At 63.6% G+C, this 18,312-nt stretch carries 14 protein-coding genes; 8 read left to right on the forward strand and 6 right to left on the reverse strand.

Annotation, left to right across the window (positions count from 1 at the left end; all coding sequences use genetic code 11):
• Positions 1 to 7: 7 nt before the first annotated feature.
• Positions 8 to 703: a succinate dehydrogenase cytochrome b subunit gene (locus NOV74_RS01780; RefSeq protein ID WP_257308732.1), complete on the reverse strand. Its 696-nt coding sequence runs from the start codon at positions 701 to 703 to the stop codon at positions 8 to 10.
• Between the two features lie 439 nt (positions 704 to 1,142).
• Here NOV74_RS01780 and NOV74_RS01785 point away from each other — a divergent pair, with 439 nt between their 5' ends.
• The 4 genes from NOV74_RS01785 (at position 1,143) to NOV74_RS01800 (ending at position 7,877) form a co-directional block, all read left to right on the forward strand.
• Positions 1,143 to 3,530 carry a sodium-translocating pyrophosphatase gene (locus NOV74_RS01785; protein ID WP_371748413.1) on the forward strand — a complete coding sequence of 796 codons (2,388 nt, stop codon included), beginning with the start codon at positions 1,143 to 1,145 and terminating at the stop codon, positions 3,528 to 3,530.
• Between the two features lie 142 nt (positions 3,531 to 3,672).
• Positions 3,673 to 5,745, forward strand: a complete 2,073-nt coding sequence (locus tag NOV74_RS01790) for a S9 family peptidase (protein WP_257308734.1) — start codon at positions 3,673 to 3,675, stop codon at positions 5,743 to 5,745.
• Between the two features lie 61 nt (positions 5,746 to 5,806).
• On the forward strand, positions 5,807 to 6,238 hold the full coding sequence (locus NOV74_RS01795; protein ID WP_257308736.1) for a VOC family protein: 432 nt from the start codon (positions 5,807 to 5,809) through the stop codon (positions 6,236 to 6,238).
• Between the two features lie 70 nt (positions 6,239 to 6,308).
• Positions 6,309 to 7,877, forward strand: a complete 1,569-nt coding sequence (locus NOV74_RS01800) for a peptide chain release factor 3 (protein WP_257308737.1) — start codon at positions 6,309 to 6,311, stop codon at positions 7,875 to 7,877.
• Between the two features lie 58 nt (positions 7,878 to 7,935).
• On the opposite strand, the gene NOV74_RS01805 is transcribed toward NOV74_RS01800, so the two are convergent.
• The 3 genes from NOV74_RS01805 to NOV74_RS01815 form a co-directional block, all read right to left on the reverse strand.
• A complete protein-coding gene (locus tag NOV74_RS01805) occupies positions 7,936 to 8,856 on the reverse strand; it encodes a class I fructose-bisphosphate aldolase (RefSeq protein ID WP_257308739.1) in 921 nt (306 codons plus the stop codon).
• A 72-nt stretch (positions 8,857 to 8,928) separates the two neighbouring features.
• Entirely contained in the window at positions 8,929 to 9,786 is an 858-nt protein-coding gene (locus NOV74_RS01810; RefSeq protein WP_257308740.1) for a 3-hydroxybutyryl-CoA dehydrogenase, read from the reverse strand.
• A 51-nt stretch (positions 9,787 to 9,837) separates the two neighbouring features.
• The gene (locus tag NOV74_RS01815) at positions 9,838 to 10,617 is read right to left on the reverse strand and encodes an HAD family hydrolase (RefSeq protein ID WP_257308741.1); all 780 of its coding nucleotides are present in this window, start codon (positions 10,615 to 10,617) and stop codon (positions 9,838 to 9,840) included.
• A 53-nt stretch (positions 10,618 to 10,670) separates the two neighbouring features.
• Here NOV74_RS01815 and NOV74_RS01820 point away from each other — a divergent pair, with 53 nt between their 5' ends.
• The 3 genes from NOV74_RS01820 (at position 10,671) to aqpZ (ending at position 12,608) form a co-directional block, all read left to right on the forward strand.
• Positions 10,671 to 11,027 carry a DoxX family protein gene (locus NOV74_RS01820; protein ID WP_257308743.1) on the forward strand — a complete coding sequence of 119 codons (357 nt, stop codon included), beginning with the start codon at positions 10,671 to 10,673 and terminating at the stop codon, positions 11,025 to 11,027.
• Positions 11,028 to 11,029: 2 nt separating this feature from the next.
• Entirely contained in the window at positions 11,030 to 11,845 is an 816-nt protein-coding gene (locus tag NOV74_RS01825) for a 3'-5' exonuclease (RefSeq protein WP_257308746.1), read from the forward strand.
• A gap of 82 nt (positions 11,846 to 11,927) precedes the next feature.
• Entirely contained in the window at positions 11,928 to 12,608 is a 681-nt protein-coding gene (gene aqpZ / locus NOV74_RS01830; protein ID WP_371748414.1) for an aquaporin Z, read from the forward strand.
• Positions 12,609 to 12,630: 22 nt separating this feature from the next.
• Here the strand turns inward: aqpZ and NOV74_RS01835 are convergent, their stop codons facing one another.
• Together NOV74_RS01835 and NOV74_RS01840 are read right to left on the reverse strand one after the other, a co-directional pair.
• Positions 12,631 to 13,401, reverse strand: coding sequence for a TIGR00282 family metallophosphoesterase (locus NOV74_RS01835; RefSeq protein ID WP_257308750.1), 771 nt, complete (start codon positions 13,399 to 13,401; stop codon positions 12,631 to 12,633).
• A gap of 66 nt (positions 13,402 to 13,467) precedes the next feature.
• Complete coding sequence (locus NOV74_RS01840) at positions 13,468 to 16,371, reverse strand: TonB-dependent receptor (RefSeq protein WP_257308752.1); 2,904 nt, start codon at positions 16,369 to 16,371, stop codon at positions 13,468 to 13,470.
• A gap of 178 nt (positions 16,372 to 16,549) precedes the next feature.
• On the opposite strand from NOV74_RS01840, the gene NOV74_RS01845 reads away from it, so the two are divergent.
• Positions 16,550 to 18,289, forward strand: a complete 1,740-nt coding sequence (locus NOV74_RS01845) for a SpoIVB peptidase S55 domain-containing protein (RefSeq protein ID WP_257308753.1) — start codon at positions 16,550 to 16,552, stop codon at positions 18,287 to 18,289.
• Positions 18,290 to 18,312: the final 23 nt, after the last annotated feature.

The following is an 18,312-nucleotide window of genomic DNA, read 5'->3' on the forward strand; positions in this document are numbered from 1 at the left end:
CCTGGGATCAGTGGATGAAGCCGGTCAGGACGGCGATGGGGTAGGAGATGTTCACGCCCACCACGAGGACGGTCAGGCCGGTGGCGAAGTTGCGCCGGAGCCTGTCGTAGCGGGGATGGGCCAGACCAAGGCTCTGGGTGAAGCTCCACACGCCGTGCCACATGTGCAGACCGAGGCACAGCTGGGCCACGATGTAGAAACCCGAGGCGGCAGGCACCTTGAAGCCATTGACGAAGTTCGCGTACGGATTGGTGGGATCGAAGTTGGGGTGGACCGTGCCCGTGGTCAGGTGCAAAAGGTGGTAGATGATGAAGGCGGCGAGGATGACACCGCTCCAGCGCATGGTCCGGGAAGACCAGGTGGAGGCGACATTCTGCTGGGCGCGATAACCCGTGGGACGGGCGGCCATGTTGTCGAGGGTGAGGGTCGTGGCGGCCCAGATGTGGAGGCCCACGGCGGTCAGCAGCACGGCGCGGAAGATCCAGATGCCTCCGCCGTGGATCATGGTGTGCAGGAACTCGGCGTAGTGGTTCATCGCCGTGACACCCAGGTAGGACGTGAGGTTCCCCAGCATATGGACGGTGACGAACCCGAAGAGGATGACGCCGGTGGCCGCCATGACGACCTTCCGGCCGACCGAGGAAGCCAGGAAACCGTGGCCGCGTGCTTCCGCGCCCGCGATGCTCTGTTCAGCAACGGACATAGGGGGACTCCTTTGAAAAACGGGGAGATGGATCGGAGCGCCCGCGATCTGCGGCGGGGCCCGCTTTCAACGACAAGGCCATATCTGACCCGATTATCTTCGGACGCTCGTCGATTCCAAGCGCTAATGCTGAGCCAAGGGAAGCTGTGACAATGTGCATCTTCGGTTCCACGCGGGTGGAACCCGTGTGGTTGCCGCGGCCTGAAGTCTTGCGGTTACAACCCCACGTCCGCTAAAATCAAGCCCGATCTAGACCTGATCTTTGGTGGAGCGCCCCCGGGTGGGGGCTTGTGTCGCTTTCATGCAGGCCGCCATGATCCGTTCCCAGCCGCTTCAACTCTCCAGTCTCCCTCTCCTTAACCCAAACGGAGGAACCACCATGGTGACGATGAAACGTCTCCTCGACTCTCTGGCGTCGACCAGACTCTTCAAGTGGGGGATGACGGCGCTCTTCGCCTTTGTTCTCGCCCCTCCGGCCTTTGCCGGTGGCGAGGCGGAGCTGAAGATTCCCTCGTTGAAGGACCCGGCGCAGCAGTTCATGGGAACGACGGGGCACAATCTGCTGCTCATCGGCCTCTTCATCTGTCTGTTGGGCATTGCCTTCGGTCTGGTGCAGTACTCCCAGATCCGGAAGCTCGCAGTCCACAAGTCCATGCTGGAAATCTCTGAACTGATCTACGAGACCTGCAAGACCTATCTGGTCACCCAGATCAAGTTCATCTCCGTGCTCTGGGCATTTATCGCGGTCATCATCGTCGCCTACTTCAAATTCCTGGCCCACACGCCCATGGGTTGGGGCCAGGTGATCGTGATCCTGCTGTTCTCGATCATCGGCATCCTCGGTTCCCTGTCGGTGGCCTGGTTTGGCATCCGCATCAATACCTTTGCCAACTCCCGCACGGCCTTCGCCAGCCTGGGCGGCAAACCCTTCCCGACCATGGAGATTCCCCTGAAGGCCGGCATGTCCATCGGCATGCTGCTGATCTCCGTCGAGCTGTTCCTCATGCTCGCGATCCTGCTCTTCATTCCCGGTGATGCCGCCGGCCCCTGCTTCATCGGCTTCGCCATCGGCGAGTCTCTGGGTGCCGCCGCCCTCCGCATCGCGGGCGGCATCTTCACCAAGATTGCCGACATCGGCTCCGACCTCATGAAGATCGTCTTCAAGATCAAGGAAGACGATGCCCGCAACCCCGGCGTCATCGCCGACTGCGTCGGTGATAACGCTGGCGACTCCGTGGGCCCCACGGCGGACGGCTTCGAAACCTACGGCGTCACGGGCGTCGCGCTCATCACCTTCATCCTGCTGGCGGTTCCCCAGCCTGCCATCCAGGTGGCGCTGTTGGTGTGGATTTTCGTCATGCGTGTCGGCATGATCGTGACCTCCGCTGCGTCCTACTGGATCAACGGGCTCTGGGCGAAGGCCAAGTACGGTGCCGCCACCAAGTTCAATTTCGAGACCCCGCTGACCACGCTCGTCTGGTTGACTTCGGTCCTTTCGATCGTGATGACCTATGTCCTGTCCTGGGTGCTCATCGGGAATCTCCCCGACCACCTCTGGTGCAAGCTCTCCACCATCATCACCTGCGGAACCCTGGCCGGCGCCCTCATCCCCGAGTTGGTGAAGGCCTTCACTTCCACCAACTCCGGCCATGTGCGTGAGGTCGTGACGGCCTCCAAGGAAGGCGGCGCTTCGCTCAACATCATCTCTGGCTTGGTGGCGGGCTACTTCTCCGCCTACTGGATGGGTCTCACCATCGTCGCCCTGATGGCTGCCGCCTATTTCGTGTCCACCTTCGGCCTGGCCGGCTTCATGGCCGCCCCGGCGATCTTCTCCTTCGGTCTGGTGGCCTTCGGCTTCCTGGGCATGGGCCCCGTCACCATTGCCGTGGACTCCTACGGTCCTGTGACGGACAACGCCCAGTCCGTCTACGAACTCTCCACCATTGAAGAAATCCCCGGCATCGAGGCGGAGATCCGGAAGGATTTCGGCTTCAAACCCGATTTTGAAAACGGGAAGATGTACCTGGAAGAGAACGATGGTGCGGGCAACACCTTTAAGGCGACTGCCAAGCCCGTGCTGATCGGCACCGCCGTCGTAGGCGCCACCACCCTGATCTTCTCCATCATTCAGGTGCTGAACGGCAAGTTCGGCGCCCTGAAGGTGGTCGAGGGGCTGTCCATCATCAACCCCCTCTTCCTCCTCGGCATCATCACCGGCGGCGCCATCATCTTCTGGTTCTCCGGCGCGGCCTGTCAGGCCGTCGCCACGGGTGCCTATCGCGCCGTGGAGTTCATCAAGCAGAACATCAACCTCGACGCGGGTGCCACCAAGGCCTCCGTGGAGGACTCCAAGAAGGTCGTGGAGATCTGCACCCAGTACGCCCAGAAGGGCATGTTCAACATCTTCCTGGCGGTGTTCTTCTCGACCCTCGCCTTCGCTTGCGCGAATCATTACTTCTTCATCGGCTACCTGATCTCCATCGCCGTCTTCGGCCTCTACCAGGCCATCTTCATGGCCAATGCCGGTGGCGCCTGGGACAACGCGAAGAAGCTCGTGGAAACCGAGCTGAAGGCCAAGGGCACCCCCCTCCACGATGCCTGCGTCGTGGGCGATACCGTGGGTGACCCCTTCAAGGACACCTCCTCGGTGGCCATGAATCCGGTCATCAAGTTCACGACCCTCTTCGGCCTCCTGGCTGTCGAATTGGCCATCGAACTGAATCCGGCCACTGCCCACATCGCCGCCCTGGTCTTCTTCCTGATCTCTGCGGTCTTCGTGTGGCGTTCCTTCTACGGGATGCGCATTCCTGTGCTGGAAACCAAGTAGAAACCTTCGCCTTCAGAGCGATCCACGCAAGAAGAGGGACCCAGTGAGGTCCCTCTTCTTCTGTGATACCTTGTGCCGTGAGGTCTCCACGATGTGCCGATTATTTCTCCTTCCTGCCACCCTGTTCGCCTGTGTGAGTCTCATGGCTGCCGATCCTGCCCAGACACCCCCCAGGGCGCCCCAGAAGGAGCATATGAGCCTCTGGCATGGCCAGAAGGTGAATGACCCCTGGTTCTGGCTGAGAGAGAAGGCCAATCCTGAAGTTGTGGCTTACCTCAATGCGGAGAATGCCTACACCGAGGCCATGACCAAGGACCTTCAGCCCTTTTCGGAGGCCCTCTACAAGGAGATGCTGGGGCGCATCAAGCAGACCGACCTGAGCGTGCCCGTGCGCCGAGGCGCCTTCTACTACTACGCTCGCACTGAGGAAGGGAAGCAGTATCCCATCCAGTGCCGCCGGGCGGCTGGGAAGGGCGGGACCTATGACGAGAAAGCCACAGAGCAGGTCCTGTTGGATCAGAACGAACTGGCGAAGGGCCTGAAGTTCCTCAGCCTGGGTGGCATGGCGGTGAGCGATGACGACCACACGCTGCTGTTCAGCACTGACGCGACCGGGTTTCGCCAGTACAAGCTCTTCACGAAGGATCTGGCCACGCGCAAGGTGGAAGGTCCCCTCGCCGAGCGGGTGACCTCCTTCACGTGGGCGTCGGATTCCCGCCACCTGTTCTTCGTCACCGAAGACGATGTCACGAAGCGCTCCAATCAGCTCTGGCGGTTGGATCTCAAGGAGGGCAAGCCGGAGCTGGTGTTCGAGGAAAAGGATGAGCTCTACCGGCTTGGGGTGGGCCGCACCAAGGACCGCAAATACATCTTGGTAGAGAGTCAGTCCACAGACACCTGGGAGACCCGGTACCTGGAAGCCTCCAAGCCAGCTGGAACCTTCAAGGTGCTGCTGCCCCGCGAGAAGGGCCACAAGTACGAACTGGAGCATCGAGAGGGGACTTTCTACATCCGCACCAACAAGGGCGCCAAGAATTTCCGCCTGGTTACGGCGCCTGAAGCCACCCCGGATCCAAAACATTGGAAGACGTTCATTCCCCATCGGGCCGATGTGCTGATCGAGGGCCTGGAACCCTTCCAGAACTTCCTGGTGGTGGCTGAGAAGCGCGAGGGCCTGGACCGGTTCCGCATCCAGGACATCCACACCGGCGCCTGGAAGGATGTCACCTTCCCCGAGAGCGTCTACGCCGCCTTCCCCGGTGGTACCCCCGAGTACACCTCCAGGGCCTTCCGGTTCTCCTACCAGTCCATGGTGACGCCCCAGAGCGTGTACGACTGCGATATGGCCACCGGGAAGCAGACCCTGCTCAAGGAAACCGAGGTGCTCGGCGGCTATGACAAGACCCAGTACGTCACTGAACGCCTCTGGGCTACGGCCAGGGATGGCGTGAAGGTGCCCCTCTCAGTGGTGTACAAGAAGGGCTTGAAGCGGAATGGCAGCGCGCCCCTCTTCCTGTATGCCTATGGCTCCTATGGCTTCGGCATGCCCGCCAGCTTCTCCATCCCCCGTCTCAGCCTGCTGGATCGGGGTATGGTCTACGTCATCACGCACATCCGGGGTGGCAACGAAATGGGCGAGGCCTGGCATGACGACGGCATGCTCATGAAGAAGATGAACACCTTTACCGATTTCATCGACTCCGCCGACTACCTGGTGAAGGAGAAGTGGACGAGCAAGGATCGCCTGGTCATCGAGGGCGGCAGCGCCGGCGGTCTGCTCATGGGCGCCGTCACCAACCTGCGGCCCGACTTGTTCAAGGCCGTGCATAGCGCCGTACCCTTCGTGGACGTGATGAACACCATGATGGATGCCAGCCTGCCGCTGACGGTGGGCGAGTATCTGGAGTGGGGGAATCCCAACGAGAAGGCGGCCTTCGACTACATGCGGGCCTACAGCCCCTACGACAACCTGGCGAAGCAGGCCTATCCGGCCATCCTCGTCACCACCAGCTTCAACGACAGCCAGGTGATGTACTGGGAACCCGCAAAGTACGTCGCCAAATTGCGCACTCTCAAGACCGATACCAACCCCCTGCTCCTGAAGATCAAGATGGATCCCGCCGGCCATGGCGGTGCCTCCGGTCGCTACGATGCGCTGAAGGACAAGGCCTTCGAAACAGCGTGGATGCTGAAGCAGGTTGGGATCACCAAGTAGTCGTTCCTGGCTCCAAAGGGCGCTGGGGCGCCCTTTGGAGATCGCTGAATCATGGAGGTGGATGGTGGTCGAGCCGATTCCTGCGGGGTACCACACGGTCACGCCTTACCTGGTCGTCGCGGACGGGGAGGCGTTCCTGACCTTCCTCCGGGCGGCCTTCCAGGGGGAGGAACTGAGCCGCACTGTCCGCCCCGATGGGTCGATCGCCAATGCGGAGATCCGCATGGGTGATTCCATGGTGATGGTGGCCCAGGCCAAGGAGCCCTGGAAGCCCATGCCTACAGGTTTCTATCTCTATGTGCCCGATACCGACGCCACCTATGCGGCCGCCTTGGCGGCCGGTGGGGCCTCACTCCTGGAACCTTCGGACCAGTTCTATGGGGACCGCAACGCTGGAGTGCAGGATCCCTGGGGCAACAACTGGTGGATCGCCACCCACATCGAGGATGTGGACGAGGCCGAGATCCAGCGGCGGATGGCGGCCCGGGGTTGAGTCCCGGGCCCAGTCCCGGGACAATGGACAAGCGCGGCCTTCCGCCGCGCTTTGTCATGTCTGGGAAATCATGGTTCTTATTGAAGAAATCCAGCGGCGGCGCACCTTCGCCATCATCAGCCATCCCGACGCCGGCAAGACCACGCTGACGGAGAAACTGCTGCTCTACGGCGGCGCCATCGACCGGGCCGGCTCCGTGAAGGCCCGGGAGGGCGGCGCGGCGGCCCACTCGGACTGGATGAGCATCGAACAGGAGCGTGGCATCAGCGTCACCTCGGCGGCCATGCAGTTCGAGTACCTGGGCCGGGCCATCAACCTGCTCGACACGCCGGGTCACCAGGATTTCAGCGAGGACACCTATCGGGCCCTCACAGCGGCGGATTCGGTCGTGATGCTCCTGGACTGTGCCAAGGGTGTGGAAGAGCAGACCAAGAAGCTCTTCCGCGTGGCCAGCGAGCGCAAGCTCCCCATCTTCACCTTCGTGAACAAGCTCGACCGCCCCGGCCGTGAGCCCGTGGAGCTCATCGACGAAGTGGAGGAGCTCTTCGGCCTCCACGCCGTGCCTATGACTTGGCCCATTGGATCCGGCACCGACTTCAAGGGCGTGTACGTGCGCGCCACGGGGCAGATCCAGGTGTTCGAGCGCGCCAAAGCGGGCCGGAAGGCCCGGGTGGCCGGGCAGGGTGGGCTGGACGATCCCGAGATCGCGGCCCTGCTGACCCCGGCTGAGCTGCAGCAGCTCAAGGACGATGTGGACCTCATGAACCACGTGCTGCCCGCCTTTGACCGGGAGGCTTTCCTGCGCGGCGAGCAGTCGCCCATGTTCTTCGGCTCGGCCGTGAACAACTTCGGCGTGGCCGAGTTCCTGGAGGAATTCCTGGAACTGGCGCCCTCGCCCGGCCCGCGCCCTCTCATGAAGGGCGGCGAGGTGGACCCCGAACAGCCCTTCACGGCCTTCGTGTTCAAGGTTCAGGCCAACATGAACAAGGCTCATCGCGACCGCGTGGCCTTCGCGCGCATCGTGTCCGGGCGGTTCGAGCGGGGCATGGACGCCCTCCACGTGCGCGAGAAGAAATCCATCAAGCTGAACTACCCCCACATGTTTTTCGGGCGGGAGCGGCAGATTGTGGACGAGGCCTATCCTGGCGACATCCTGGGACTCATCAACCCCGGCCTCTTCCGCATCGGGGACGTGCTCAGCGCCGCGGGGCCCATCGAGTTCCATGCGGTGCCGCGCTTCTCGCCCGAGCAGTTCGCCTCGGTGCGCTTGGCGGATCCTGGTGCTCGCAAGGGTTTTCTCAAGGGCCTAAGCCAGATCGCGGAAGAGGGTGTGGTGCAGGTCTTCTGGCCCAAGGGCGGGGCACCTTTGCCCATCCTTGGCGCCATCGGCCGCCTCCAGTTCGAGGTGCTCCAGCACCGCCTGAAGGAGGAGTACGCCAGCCCCGTGCTCCTGGAGCCCCGCGCCTTCCAGATGGCGCGCTGGATCGAGGGCGGCTGGCCCGAACCCAGCCGGTTCTGGGGCGAGCTGGTGGAAGACACCGAGGGCAACCCCGCCATCCTCTTCGAGAACGACTGGCAGCGAAGGACCACAGCGGAGAAGTCACCAGATCTGAGGTTCCTCGAACATCCAGCCAAATAGAAAAACGGCGCGAAAGCGCCGTTTTTCCTATCTCGGAACGCGAAGCGTTCCGAGCCGATTACGCCTTCTTGTAGAAATCCATCACCGCATGCAGCAACTCGATAGCCTCGGCCTTCGGCCGCTGGAAGGCGTTGCGGCCCATGATGGAACCAAACGCGCCGCCCGCCGCGATCTCAGCCACTTCCTTCAGGACCTCCTCGGTGCCCTTGGCCTCGCCACCGCTGAAGATGACGATGCGGCGGCCGTTGAAGGCACTCTGCACCACGTGGGCGATGCGGTCCTTCAGGGTGGCGGTGGGGATGGCGTACTTCTCGTAGACCTTCTTGGCCTCGGCCTGCTCCACGTGATCCTTGGGCGGCTTCACCTTGATGATGTGGGCACCGAGCTGGGCAGCGGTGTGGGCGGCATAGGCCACCACGTCCACGGCGGTCTCGCCTTCCTTGCTGAGCCCCGCGCCTCGCGGATAGGCCCAGAGCACGGTGGGCAGGCCCACGGCCTTAGCCTCGAGGATCAGTTCGCGCAGGTCTTCGTACTGGATGTTGCGGTCGCCGCTGCCGGGATAGATGGTGTAGCCAATGGCGGCACAGCCCAGGCGCAGGGCGTCTTCCACGCTGCCGGTGATGGCGCTGCAGGGCTCGTTGCCCTTGCTCAGGCTGTCGCTGTTGTTGAGTTTGAGAATGAGCGGGATGTCTCCGGCATAGTCCGACGCCACGTGTTCGATGAAGCCGAGCGGGGCCGCGTAGGCATTGCAGCCGGCCTCGATGGCCAGCTCCACGTGGTAGCGGGGGTCGTAGCCGCCGGGGTTCGGCGCGAAGCTGCGGGCGGGGCCATGCTCGAACCCCTGGTCCACGGGCAGGATCACGAACTTGCCAGTACCGGCGAGGCGGCCCGTGTTCATGATGCGGGCAAGGTTGGCCTTCACGCCGGGGTTTTCAGAGCTGTACCAGGACAGGATCTCGCGGACTTTCGCTGTAGCCATGACTTCACCTCGCAAGGAATACAAACAGCCATTCTACCTGGGGAGGGCTGGAAACGGCCCGTCAGGCTCGTTTCAGGCCTTACTGTAGTCGTAGAAGCCGCGCCCGCTCTTCTTGCCAAGCCAGCCGGCATCCACGTATTTGATGAGCAGGGGACAGGGGCGGTACTTGGGATCACCCAGGCCCTCATGCAGCACGTTGAGGATAAACAGGCAGGTGTCCAGGCCGATGAAATCCGCCAGGGTGAGCGGGCCCATGGGGTGGTTCATGCCGAGCTTCATGATGCCGTCGATGCTCTCCACGGAGGCGACGCCTTCGTAGAGGGCGTAGATGGCCTCGTTGATCATGGGCAGCAGCACGCGGTTGCTGACGAAGCCAGGGAAGTCGTTGCAGTGGATGGGGGTCTTGCCCAGCTTCTTCGACAGCTGCATCACCGCGTCGAAGGTGGCCTCGCCCGTGGCCAGGCCGCGGATGACCTCGATGAGCTGCATCACCGGAACCGGGTTCATGAAGTGCATGCCGATGAAGGCCTCGGGGCGCTTGGTGACCGCGGCCAGTTTGGTGATGGAGATGCTGCTGGTGTTGCTGGCCAGGATCGCGCCGGGCTTGCAGACCTTGTCGAGGGTCTCAAAGATCTGCTTCTTGACCTCCCACTTTTCGGTGGCGGCCTCGATGACGATGTCGCAGGCGGCGAGTTCCTCAAGCTTGGTGGTGGTGCGGACCCGGCCCAGGACGGCGGTCTTCTCCTCGGCCGTCATCTTGCCCTTGTCCACGCCCCGCTGGAGGTTCTTGTCGATGGTGGCCACGCCCTTGGCGGCGAAGGCCTCGCTGATGTCCTGCATCAGCACACTGAAGCCCGCCTGGGCGAAGACATGGGCGATGCCGTTGCCCATCTGGCCCGCGCCGATGACGCCGATGTTCTGGATGCTCATAACGACCTCTCCATTGGAAATGGTGAACAGGGGGATGTGTGTGATGGGGCTTCAAAGCCCTTGCCGGGAGAGGTCTCGCGTATCCGCAGAGCGGATACCAAGATTGGGAATCCTCCAACCCCCAATCATAGCGGAGGACGGGGTCACCAGCCTGCGAGGAGACCTGGCAGGTCCCGGATGGATTCGAGCACGGGGAAGGGGGCTTCCACCGGACTGGGGACCACCTCGTGCGCCCAGGTCAGATGGTACGGGATGTGGATGGCCCGGCCACCCAGGGCCAGCACGGGGAGGATGTCGGACTTCACGGAGTTGCCCACCATCGTGAAGGCGCCGGGCCGGATGCCGTGGCGCTGGGAGCACGGCGAGGTAGGCGGCCTCATCCTTCTCCGAAACGATCTCCACCTTCGAGAAGTGGCCGCCCAGGCCCGATTTCACCAGCTTCGTCTCCTGGTCGAACAGGTCGCCCTTGGTGATCACCATGAGGTCGAAGGTCTCCGCCAGCTCTGCCAGCACCTCGGTCACGCCGGGCAGGGGCTCCACGGGCTTGTCCAGCATGGCCTTGCCCAGCTCAAGCACCTGCCTGAGACCGGCACCGTCGAGCCGGTTCTCGGTGAGTTCCAGGGCCGTTTCGAGCATCGAGAGGGTGAACCCCTTGATGCCATAGCCATAGCTTCGGAGGTTGCGCATCTCCGTGTCATGGAGGCGCGCATCGATCCACGCATCGTCGTGGAAGGGACGCAGCAGCGCCCGGAAGGCCTCTTGGGTCTCCGCATAATGGGTTTCGTTGTGCCAGAGGGTGTCATCGGCGTCGAAAGCAAGGGTGGGGCGCATGGCGGTCCTGTTGTCAGGTTCCCAGCCTACAATGAAGGATTCCCGAGGATTCCATGGCTGCTTCCAAGACCCGCACCGACTGGGCCCTCCTCCTGCTTCGCCTGGCCGTGGGCGGCATGGCAGTGGTGCAGGGTTTCGAGGTGCTTCGCCGCGCCCACGGGGCCATCAGCATGGCCCACGCCTCCACCTGGGGCTTGGCCCTGGGCGAGCTGGCCTGCGGCGCCCTGATCCTCCTCGGCATCTGGGTGCCCTTGGCCGGTGGCCTTCTTGTGGCCGTGCTGGGCTGGCCCCTGGTGCATGGTTGGATCCACGGCGCTGGCCCGCTGGCTAACCTTCCAGCCCTCTTCCGTCTGCTCGTGGGCCTGGCCTGCGCCGTGGGCGGCGGGGGCAAGTGGGCCCTGGAGAAGTAGCCATGCTGCGCCCCCCACATCCTCTGATCTTCGCTTTCGACGCCGAATGGGTGCCGGATCCCGCCACGGGGCGGCGGGTGCTTGATCTACCGAAGGAGATGTCGGATGAGGAGGTGACCGAGCGCCTTTGGGCCTACGGGGGCGCCACGGAGGCGGAGCCCCGGCCCTACCTCAAGACCATTCTTTGCCGCGTGGTGTCCATCGCGGCGGTGATCCGCATGGTGAAGCACGGCGAGGTGCACCACAAGCTGTTCGCTCTTCCGGAAACGCCGGAGGCGCTTCCGGAGGATGACCTTCTCCGCCGCTTCCTGGTGGCCCTCGGGGACCGGAAGCCCCAGTTGGTGGGCTTCAACTCCCGGGACGCCGATATGCCCATCCTCGTGCAGCGCGCCATGGTCCATCGCCTGTCCATCCCGGGCCTGGGTCGCAGCGCGGAGAAGTGGGCACCCGGCGACTTCTTCGACCGCTACGGCAACCAGCACATTGATCTTCGTGAGATCACCGGCGCCTGGGGCAAGGCCTCGTCCACCCTGCATGAGCTGGCCACGGCCTGCGGCATTCCCGGCAAGCTGGGCACCGACGGCAAGAGCGTCATCGACCTCTGGCGGGCCGGAGACATCGCCGGCATTGTCCGCTACAACCAGTTCGACGCCCTCACCACCTTCCTGGTGTGGCTGCGGGCCATGACGCTCTCGGGCCACCTGACGCCCGAGCAGATGGAGGCCGAGGAGGCTCAGATCCGCGCCCTGGTCCAGCAGAAGATGACCACGGATCCAGTCTTCGGGCTGTTTCTCGACGGATGGACGCGACTGTCCTGACCGCCGGTACTTGAATCCGCCTCGGAGGCGGCTAGACTGGGCCCGATCTTCCGGTCATAGCCTGTTTCTTCCCAAAGGGGGCATTGTGAGCAAGCGTCTGGTTGCAGAATTTTTCGGAACCCTCTGGTTGGTGTTGGGCGGTTGCGGCAGCGCCGTGCTGGCCGCAACCTTCCCGGGCGTGGGCATCGGCTTCCTCGGTGTCGCCTTGGCCTTCGGGCTCACCGTGCTGACCATGGCCTTCGCCATCGGTCCCATCTCGGGCTGCCACCTCAACCCGGCCGTGACCCTAGGGCTGGCGGTGGGCGGGCGCTTCCCCTACAAGGACGTGGCCGGCTACTGGCTGGCTCAGGTGCTGGGGGCCGTGGCTGCGTCCCTGATCCTCTACGTCATCGCCACAGGCAACGGTTCCTCCATTGGCGGCTTCGCGGCCAACGGGTACGCGGACCACTCCCCGGGCAAGTACGGGCTGGGTGCGGCCTTCCTGACGGAAGTGGTGATGACCTTCTTCTTCTTGATGGTGATCCTGGGCAGCACCGCCAAGAAAGCCGCCGCGGGTTTCGCCCCCATCGCCATCGGCCTCTGCCTCACCCTTATCCATCTCATCAGCATCCCGGTCACGAACACGTCCGTGAACCCCGCCCGCAGCACGGGTCCGGCCCTGTTCGTGGGCGGCTGGGGCCTCGGGCAGCTCTGGCTCTTCTGGGTGGCGCCGCTGCTCGGTGCCGCCCTGGCTGGCCTGCTGTTCCCGAAAATGGAGGAGTGAGGGCCGGCCTTCCTTCAGCGGCTCAAAGCCGCCGGAGGATTCGCTCGATGCTGGTCGCCTTGCGGCCCTCGGTGGTGACCAGCACCGCGTGGAGCTGCAGGTCACCTTCGGCGACTTCGTACTTGGGACGTTGCACCCTGAGGAAGCGGCCGATGCTGGCTTCTTTCTTCATGCCGATGACCCCGTCGTAGGGGCCGGTCATACCGATGTCGGTGACGTAGGCTGTGCCGCCAGACAGCACCTTGGCGTCCAGGGTGGGCACGTGGGTGTGGGTGCCCAGGACGGCCGTCGCCCGGCCCTCCAGGTGGAAGCCCATGGCCTGGGCCTCGCTGGTGGCCTCGGCGTGCATGTCCACGATCACGAGGTCGGCTCGTTCCTTCTGGAGGATGCTGTCCACGCCCCTGAAGGGGCAATCGCAGGCGGGCATGTGTACCCGGCCCATGAGGTTGATGACGAGCACCTCGGCGCCAGAAGGTGTGTGCAGCTTCACCCACCCGTTCCCTGGCGTGTCGGGGGGGTGGTTGGCGGGTCGCAGCAGGCGGGGTTCCTGGCGGAAGTAGCTTTCGATCCCCTTCACGTCGAAGGCGTGGTTGCCCGTGGTGATGACGTCCACGCCGAAGCGGTCGAACCACTCCCGGGCGATGGTGTCGGTGATGCCGTGGCCGTGGGCGGCGTTCTCGCCGTTCACGATCACGAGATCAGCCCCGGTCTCCCGCCGCAGCTCGGGCACGAAGGCCTCCACCAGCCGCCGTCCCGGTTCCCCCACCACATCGCCCAGCGCCAGGATCTTCATGGAACCAGGGTAAATGAAAAAGGGCGGCGCTGGTGCGCCGCCCTTTCGTGGGTGGGACAGGTTCAGCTAGAACGCGAGCCTAGCGCCGAGCTGGACCTGACGGGCCGAGCCGATCCAGTTCTGCTGAGCCTGGAGGTTCGGTGCGGCATCTATCGACGCGCTCGTGGGCCGGTAGGACAGGTAGGTGTCCTGCCGGTTGAGGAGGTTGAAGATATCGGCGGAGAGGGTGGCCTTCACCTTTCCGTAAATCTTGAAGTCGCGCCGCAGGCCCAGATCCATGTAAAGCACGGAGCCGGCCCGCTGGGTGTTCCGTCCCGAGTCCTGGCCGTTGACGAAGTAACGGTCATTGCCGGTGTTGCGATCCCCATTCACATCCTTGGTGTACATCAGGGTGTAGGGATTTCCGGTCTGGTAGCGGAGGGAGAGGGAAGACAGGATGCCAGTGTAGTTCTTCTCCAGGTAGCTCACGTACCCGGTCAGCACTTGACGCCGGTCAGTGTCCGCGTAGCCCCACTGACCGCCCAGGTTGGCAGGGTCCTGGATGCTCACGCCAGAGTAGTTGCGCTCGTTGGAGTCACTGTCCTTGTTGATGCTGTAGGTGTAGTACAGCTGAGCGTCGAGGGCGCTGTCGTCCTTGTGGTACTTCAGGCTGACCGTGTAGGCATGGTAGATGCTGGTGGCATCGGACATGTAGTAGCCCATGCGCAGGTAGTTTGCATTGGGCCGGGTGCTCGAATAGAGGATGCGGCCCTGGGCGCTCACGCCGGTGGGGGCGCCGAGGTTCAGGTCAGCCGTGCGCTCCAGCTGGTTGCCCTTCGCGTAGGTGCCCGACACGCCCAGCACGATGTCCCGGAAGAAGGGACGCTCCGCGCCCAGGTTGACACGGTCGGTGTAGGGATTCTTGAAGTTCTGGGAGAAGGACCAGATGTCGACCGTGGGGGTCGTGGCGCCGGTGGGGAAGGAGGGGAACCAGAAGAGGTTGTTGGGATCGAAGGAGGCGCCGCGGGGGATGCCGAAGGTGGCAGCCTGGGCGGGTTGGAAGTCCACTGAGCCGGTCCGCATGCTGTTCGCCGCGTAGACCTGGTAAAGGAAGACGGAGGGTGTGGTGCTCACATATCGACCAAGGCTGCCGCGAACGACCGTCTTGCCCTGGTCGAAGGCGGGGGTCCAGGTGAAGGAGACCCGGGGTGAGAACTGGCTGTCGTTGGGAATTCGGGCCGTGAGGGGCATGGACGCGGCAAGAGGATTGCTGAAGTCCAGGATGGCGTAATCAGGATTCTCTTGGCGGTCCCAGCGCAGGCCGAGGCCCAGCTTGAAGGTGTCCGTCAGGCGCCAGTCGGCCTGGACGAAGGCGGCTTCCTGTTTCTCCGTGGCGCTGAACTGGCCCGCCTGCTGGACGGGGCCGCTCAGGCCGAAGTTCTGGCGGTAGTAGGACCAGTTGCCGGCCCGGTAGTTGGCCAGAGAGCTGAAGCTGTAGACGCCGCGCCAGTTGCCGGCGAAGAACTCAGAGACATCGATGCTGTTGTAGTCAAGGCCGGCCTTCACCTGGAGGGTGGGCGTGACGTAGCTGATGTTCTCCTGGATCTGGGTGCGCTTGGTGTTGTAGGTGCGGTCGAAGGGGTAGGCGCCGAAGTAGCCGACGTTGGAGATGCTGACTTCAGGCGTGGTGGAGTAGGGTGTCCGGGGCATGTCGTCCTTGGTGTAGTTCACCCGGACTTCATTCAGCCAGTTGGCGTTGATCACCCAGTTCCACTGCAGCACGTAGGAATCCGTGGTGATGGTGTCGGACGAGAGGTTCTCGTAGGCGGCCATGGCGCCCGCGCCCACATCGCCGCTGAACTTCGAGTGGTTGATGCGCAACTGGAGGTTCTGGTCGACGTTGATGTTCCAGTCAAAGCGGGCGAACATCGTGTCGGAATCACCCTTGCTGGAGTAGTTGCCCGCACGGGAGATCAGGGCGGCATCGTTGGGGTAGGTGGCGGCATCCAGGGTCACGGGGGTATTCCCACCCCAGACCTGGTTGGTGGGAGTCTTCAGGCGCTGAGCGTCGTAGGCCACGAAATAGAAGAGCTTGTCCTTGAGGATCGGGCCCCCCACGCTGAACCCGAACTGCTGCTGGTCGAAATCGCCCACAGGATTCCTGGTGATAGCGCCGCTGGGCTGAACGAGGGTCGGACCCGCAGCGACCAGGCTCTTGGGGCGCTTGTAGTAGAAGAGGCTGCCAGTGAGGTCATTGGTGCCGTTCTTGGTGATGGCGTTCACGTAGCCGCCACCCATGCGGCCGAACTCGGCGCTGGCACCGTCGGTGATGACCTGGTACTCGCGGATGGCCTCGATGGAGATGGTGAAGGGGGTCTTGCCTTCGCCGCCGCCGACCGCTCCGCCGAAGAAGGGTTCGTTGTTGTCGCCCCCGTCGATGTTGATGGAGGTGTTCACCCCCCGCTGTCCCGCGATGGCAAGGTTGTTACGGCTGCCTTCCACCACGACCTGGGGGGCCAGGGTGGCGAGGTTGGTGAAGGACCGGTTGAAAACGGGCAGCTCAACCAGGTTGTCCGGGGAGATGATGGCGGCGGCACTGGCGCGCTCGCTGTCCACCTGCGAGGACACGGCCACCACTTCCACCACGGCGCCGGTGATGGGGGCCAGCCTGATGGTCAGGGGGGCGGCGTCGCCCAGGTTCAGGTTCACCTTCACATTGCTGGCGGTCTGGAACCCGGCCTTGGTGACGGTGACGTTGTAGGGGCCAACGGGCAGCAGGGTGGCCAAATAGCGGCCTTCGCCGTTGGTCTGCAGGGTGCGGGTGAGGCCGGTTTCAGTGTTCCGGATGACCACCGTGGCCCCGGTGATGCCAGCGCCAGAGTTGTCCAGAACACGGCCACCCAGTTGGGTGGAAACACCCTGGGCCATGATGGGGGCGGCTGCCACGAGCAGGGCCACAAGGGATGAGCCGGCGAAATGCCTTGATCGCATAAGAAGTTCCTCCGTATGCCAAAAGAATAGCCACGGGTGGTATCGCATTAAAAGGGATCCGTTGGTCAAGGAACGAAAAAGTCACAAATAGCACTTGGAATTCACAGGGGCGCCGGCCGGCGGCCGTCCCGGATTCCGGGACAGTCCTGCTAGGCTTCATTTATTCCTTGAGATATCGATGAGACTGGTCGCCCTCGCCTTCGCCCTCCTTTCCCTGGCTCCCCTGGCTGGCCAGGGGCCCGCCACCCTGGCCGTTTCCGAGATCCGGTCCGGCATGAAGGGCTATGGCCGGACCGTGTTCCAGGGCGGGAAGATCGAGCGCTTCGATTTTGAAGTGCTGGGGGTGCAGCGGAACGCAGCGCCAGGCAAAAGCCGCATCATGGTCCGGGCTTCGGGTGGGCCTTTGGCGGACACGGGCATCCTGGCCGGCATGAGCGGCAGCCCCTGTTACATCGACGGGAAGCTCATCGGGGCCTTGAGCACGGGCATCCTCTTCGAGAAAGAGGCCATTGGCGGCATCACCCCCATCGCGGAGATGTTGGACCAGCTCCGGGATATCCCCGAGACCGCACCGAGCCGCACCCCCCTGATCCTGCCCAAGCTGGAGCCGCCGAAGGTCCTCAAGGCCGCGCTTTCCGGAAAGATGCTCGACTTCCAGACCCTGATGGGAGAGGCGGATCCTCAGGCTCTTCCGATGTCCATTGTTGGCAGCGCCCTGGGACCTGAGGCGCAGCGACTGTGGGCGGGACTTCCCATCGCCTTCGTCGCCGCGCCGATCCTGTCCGGAGGGCGGGAGGAGGCCAGCCCCATCGAACCAGGTGGCATGGCGGCCATCACCCTGATGCAGGGGGACCTGGACTTGGCCGCGGCGGGTACCATCACCTTCATTTCGGGAAAGCGGGTGCTGCTCTTTGGGCATCAGCTGTTCAACCTGGGCGCGGTGGACCTGCCCCTTTGGTCCGCGACCGTGGCCAGCACGGTCGCCAGCTACCAAAGCTCCTTCAAGATGGCCATGCCGGTGGCACCGATCGGCGCCCTGCGGTTGGACCGCAGCTCCGGCGTGGCGGGCCTGCTAGGGGCCGAGGCGCACATGGTGCCGTTGCGGATCGGCCTGAACCTGGCGGGCAAACGCACCCTGAATTTCCGTTTCGAACTGATGGACCATCCGGTAGCCACGCCAGCCCTGGTGGCCACGGCCGTGGCCCAGACGCTGGATGCCCATACCCGGGGTCTTGGACTCCAGAGCCTGTCCATGCAGGGCAACATCAAGCTCGCTGGGCAACCCGCCATCCTGATCGAGAACGTCATCGCCGACTTGAACCCCTCGCGCATGTCCCAGTACATCGGGGCCATGCTCCAGGCGATCACCCTCAATCCCTTCGAAAAACCGGTGTTCGAGGGCATCTCCCTCACCATCAAGGCGGAGGAACGGCTGGACCTGTCAGGCATCGCCGGCGTACGCCTGCTGAAGGCCCGGGCCAAGCGGGGCGAAGTACTGCCGGTGCTCGTGACCCTCCAGAACATCCAGGGGGTGCGGGAGACGGCCACCTTCAACATTCAGGTTCCCTCCTCGGCCGCCAAGGGCAAGGCCACCCTCATGGTGGGAGACGGCTTCAGCCTCATGGCCGCCGATCCGGACGAGCGCATGATCGAGGTGGCCAATCTTGGGGATGTGGTGCGCCTCCTGAACGGAGCCCTCCGGAACAACCACGCCTACGCGCTGCTGGTGCAGAGCCAGCCCGGAGCCGGGCTCCGCGGGAGCCGTATCGAGGGCATCCCGCCCACGGTGGCCAGTCTGGTCAGTGGCGATGGGGCGAGCAGCGACAATAAACTCCAGCGGCGCATCGTGGGGCGGGCCGTCCTGCCCCTGGATCGCGAGGTAAGAGGTCTCAGCCAGCTGGAAGTTGAAATCGAGTGATGGGTATGAGACGAAAGGGTTCT

This window comes from Geothrix fuzhouensis (assembly GCF_024609325.1).
In the GTDB taxonomy this organism is placed as follows: domain Bacteria; phylum Acidobacteriota; class Holophagae; order Holophagales; family Holophagaceae; genus Geothrix; species Geothrix fuzhouensis.

Coding starts and splice junctions, on each gene's coding strand:
- NOV74_RS01785 (WP_371748413.1), top strand. CDS start 1,143: ATGACGGCGCTCTTCGCCTTTGTTCTCGCCCCTCCGGCCTTTGCCGGT.
- NOV74_RS01845 (WP_257308753.1), top strand. CDS start 16,550: ATGAGACTGGTCGCCCTCGCCTTCGCCCTCCTTTCCCTGGCTCCCCTG.
- NOV74_RS01815 (WP_257308741.1), bottom strand. CDS start 10,617: ATGCGCCCCACCCTTGCTTTCGACGCCGATGACACCCTCTGGCACAAC.
- NOV74_RS01795 (WP_257308736.1), top strand. CDS start 5,807: ATGGTGGTCGAGCCGATTCCTGCGGGGTACCACACGGTCACGCCTTAC.
- NOV74_RS01810 (WP_257308740.1), bottom strand. CDS start 9,786: ATGAGCATCCAGAACATCGGCGTCATCGGCGCGGGCCAGATGGGCAAC.
- NOV74_RS01805 (WP_257308739.1), bottom strand. CDS start 8,856: ATGGCTACAGCGAAAGTCCGCGAGATCCTGTCCTGGTACAGCTCTGAA.
- NOV74_RS01820 (WP_257308743.1), top strand. CDS start 10,671: ATGGCTGCTTCCAAGACCCGCACCGACTGGGCCCTCCTCCTGCTTCGC.
- NOV74_RS01825 (WP_257308746.1), top strand. CDS start 11,030: ATGCTGCGCCCCCCACATCCTCTGATCTTCGCTTTCGACGCCGAATGG.
- NOV74_RS01840 (WP_257308752.1), bottom strand. CDS start 16,371: ATGCGATCAAGGCATTTCGCCGGCTCATCCCTTGTGGCCCTGCTCGTG.
- NOV74_RS01800 (WP_257308737.1), top strand. CDS start 6,309: ATGGTTCTTATTGAAGAAATCCAGCGGCGGCGCACCTTCGCCATCATC.
- NOV74_RS01780 (WP_257308732.1), bottom strand. CDS start 703: ATGTCCGTTGCTGAACAGAGCATCGCGGGCGCGGAAGCACGCGGCCAC.
- NOV74_RS01835 (WP_257308750.1), bottom strand. CDS start 13,401: ATGAAGATCCTGGCGCTGGGCGATGTGGTGGGGGAACCGGGACGGCGG.
- NOV74_RS01790 (WP_257308734.1), top strand. CDS start 3,673: ATGGCTGCCGATCCTGCCCAGACACCCCCCAGGGCGCCCCAGAAGGAG.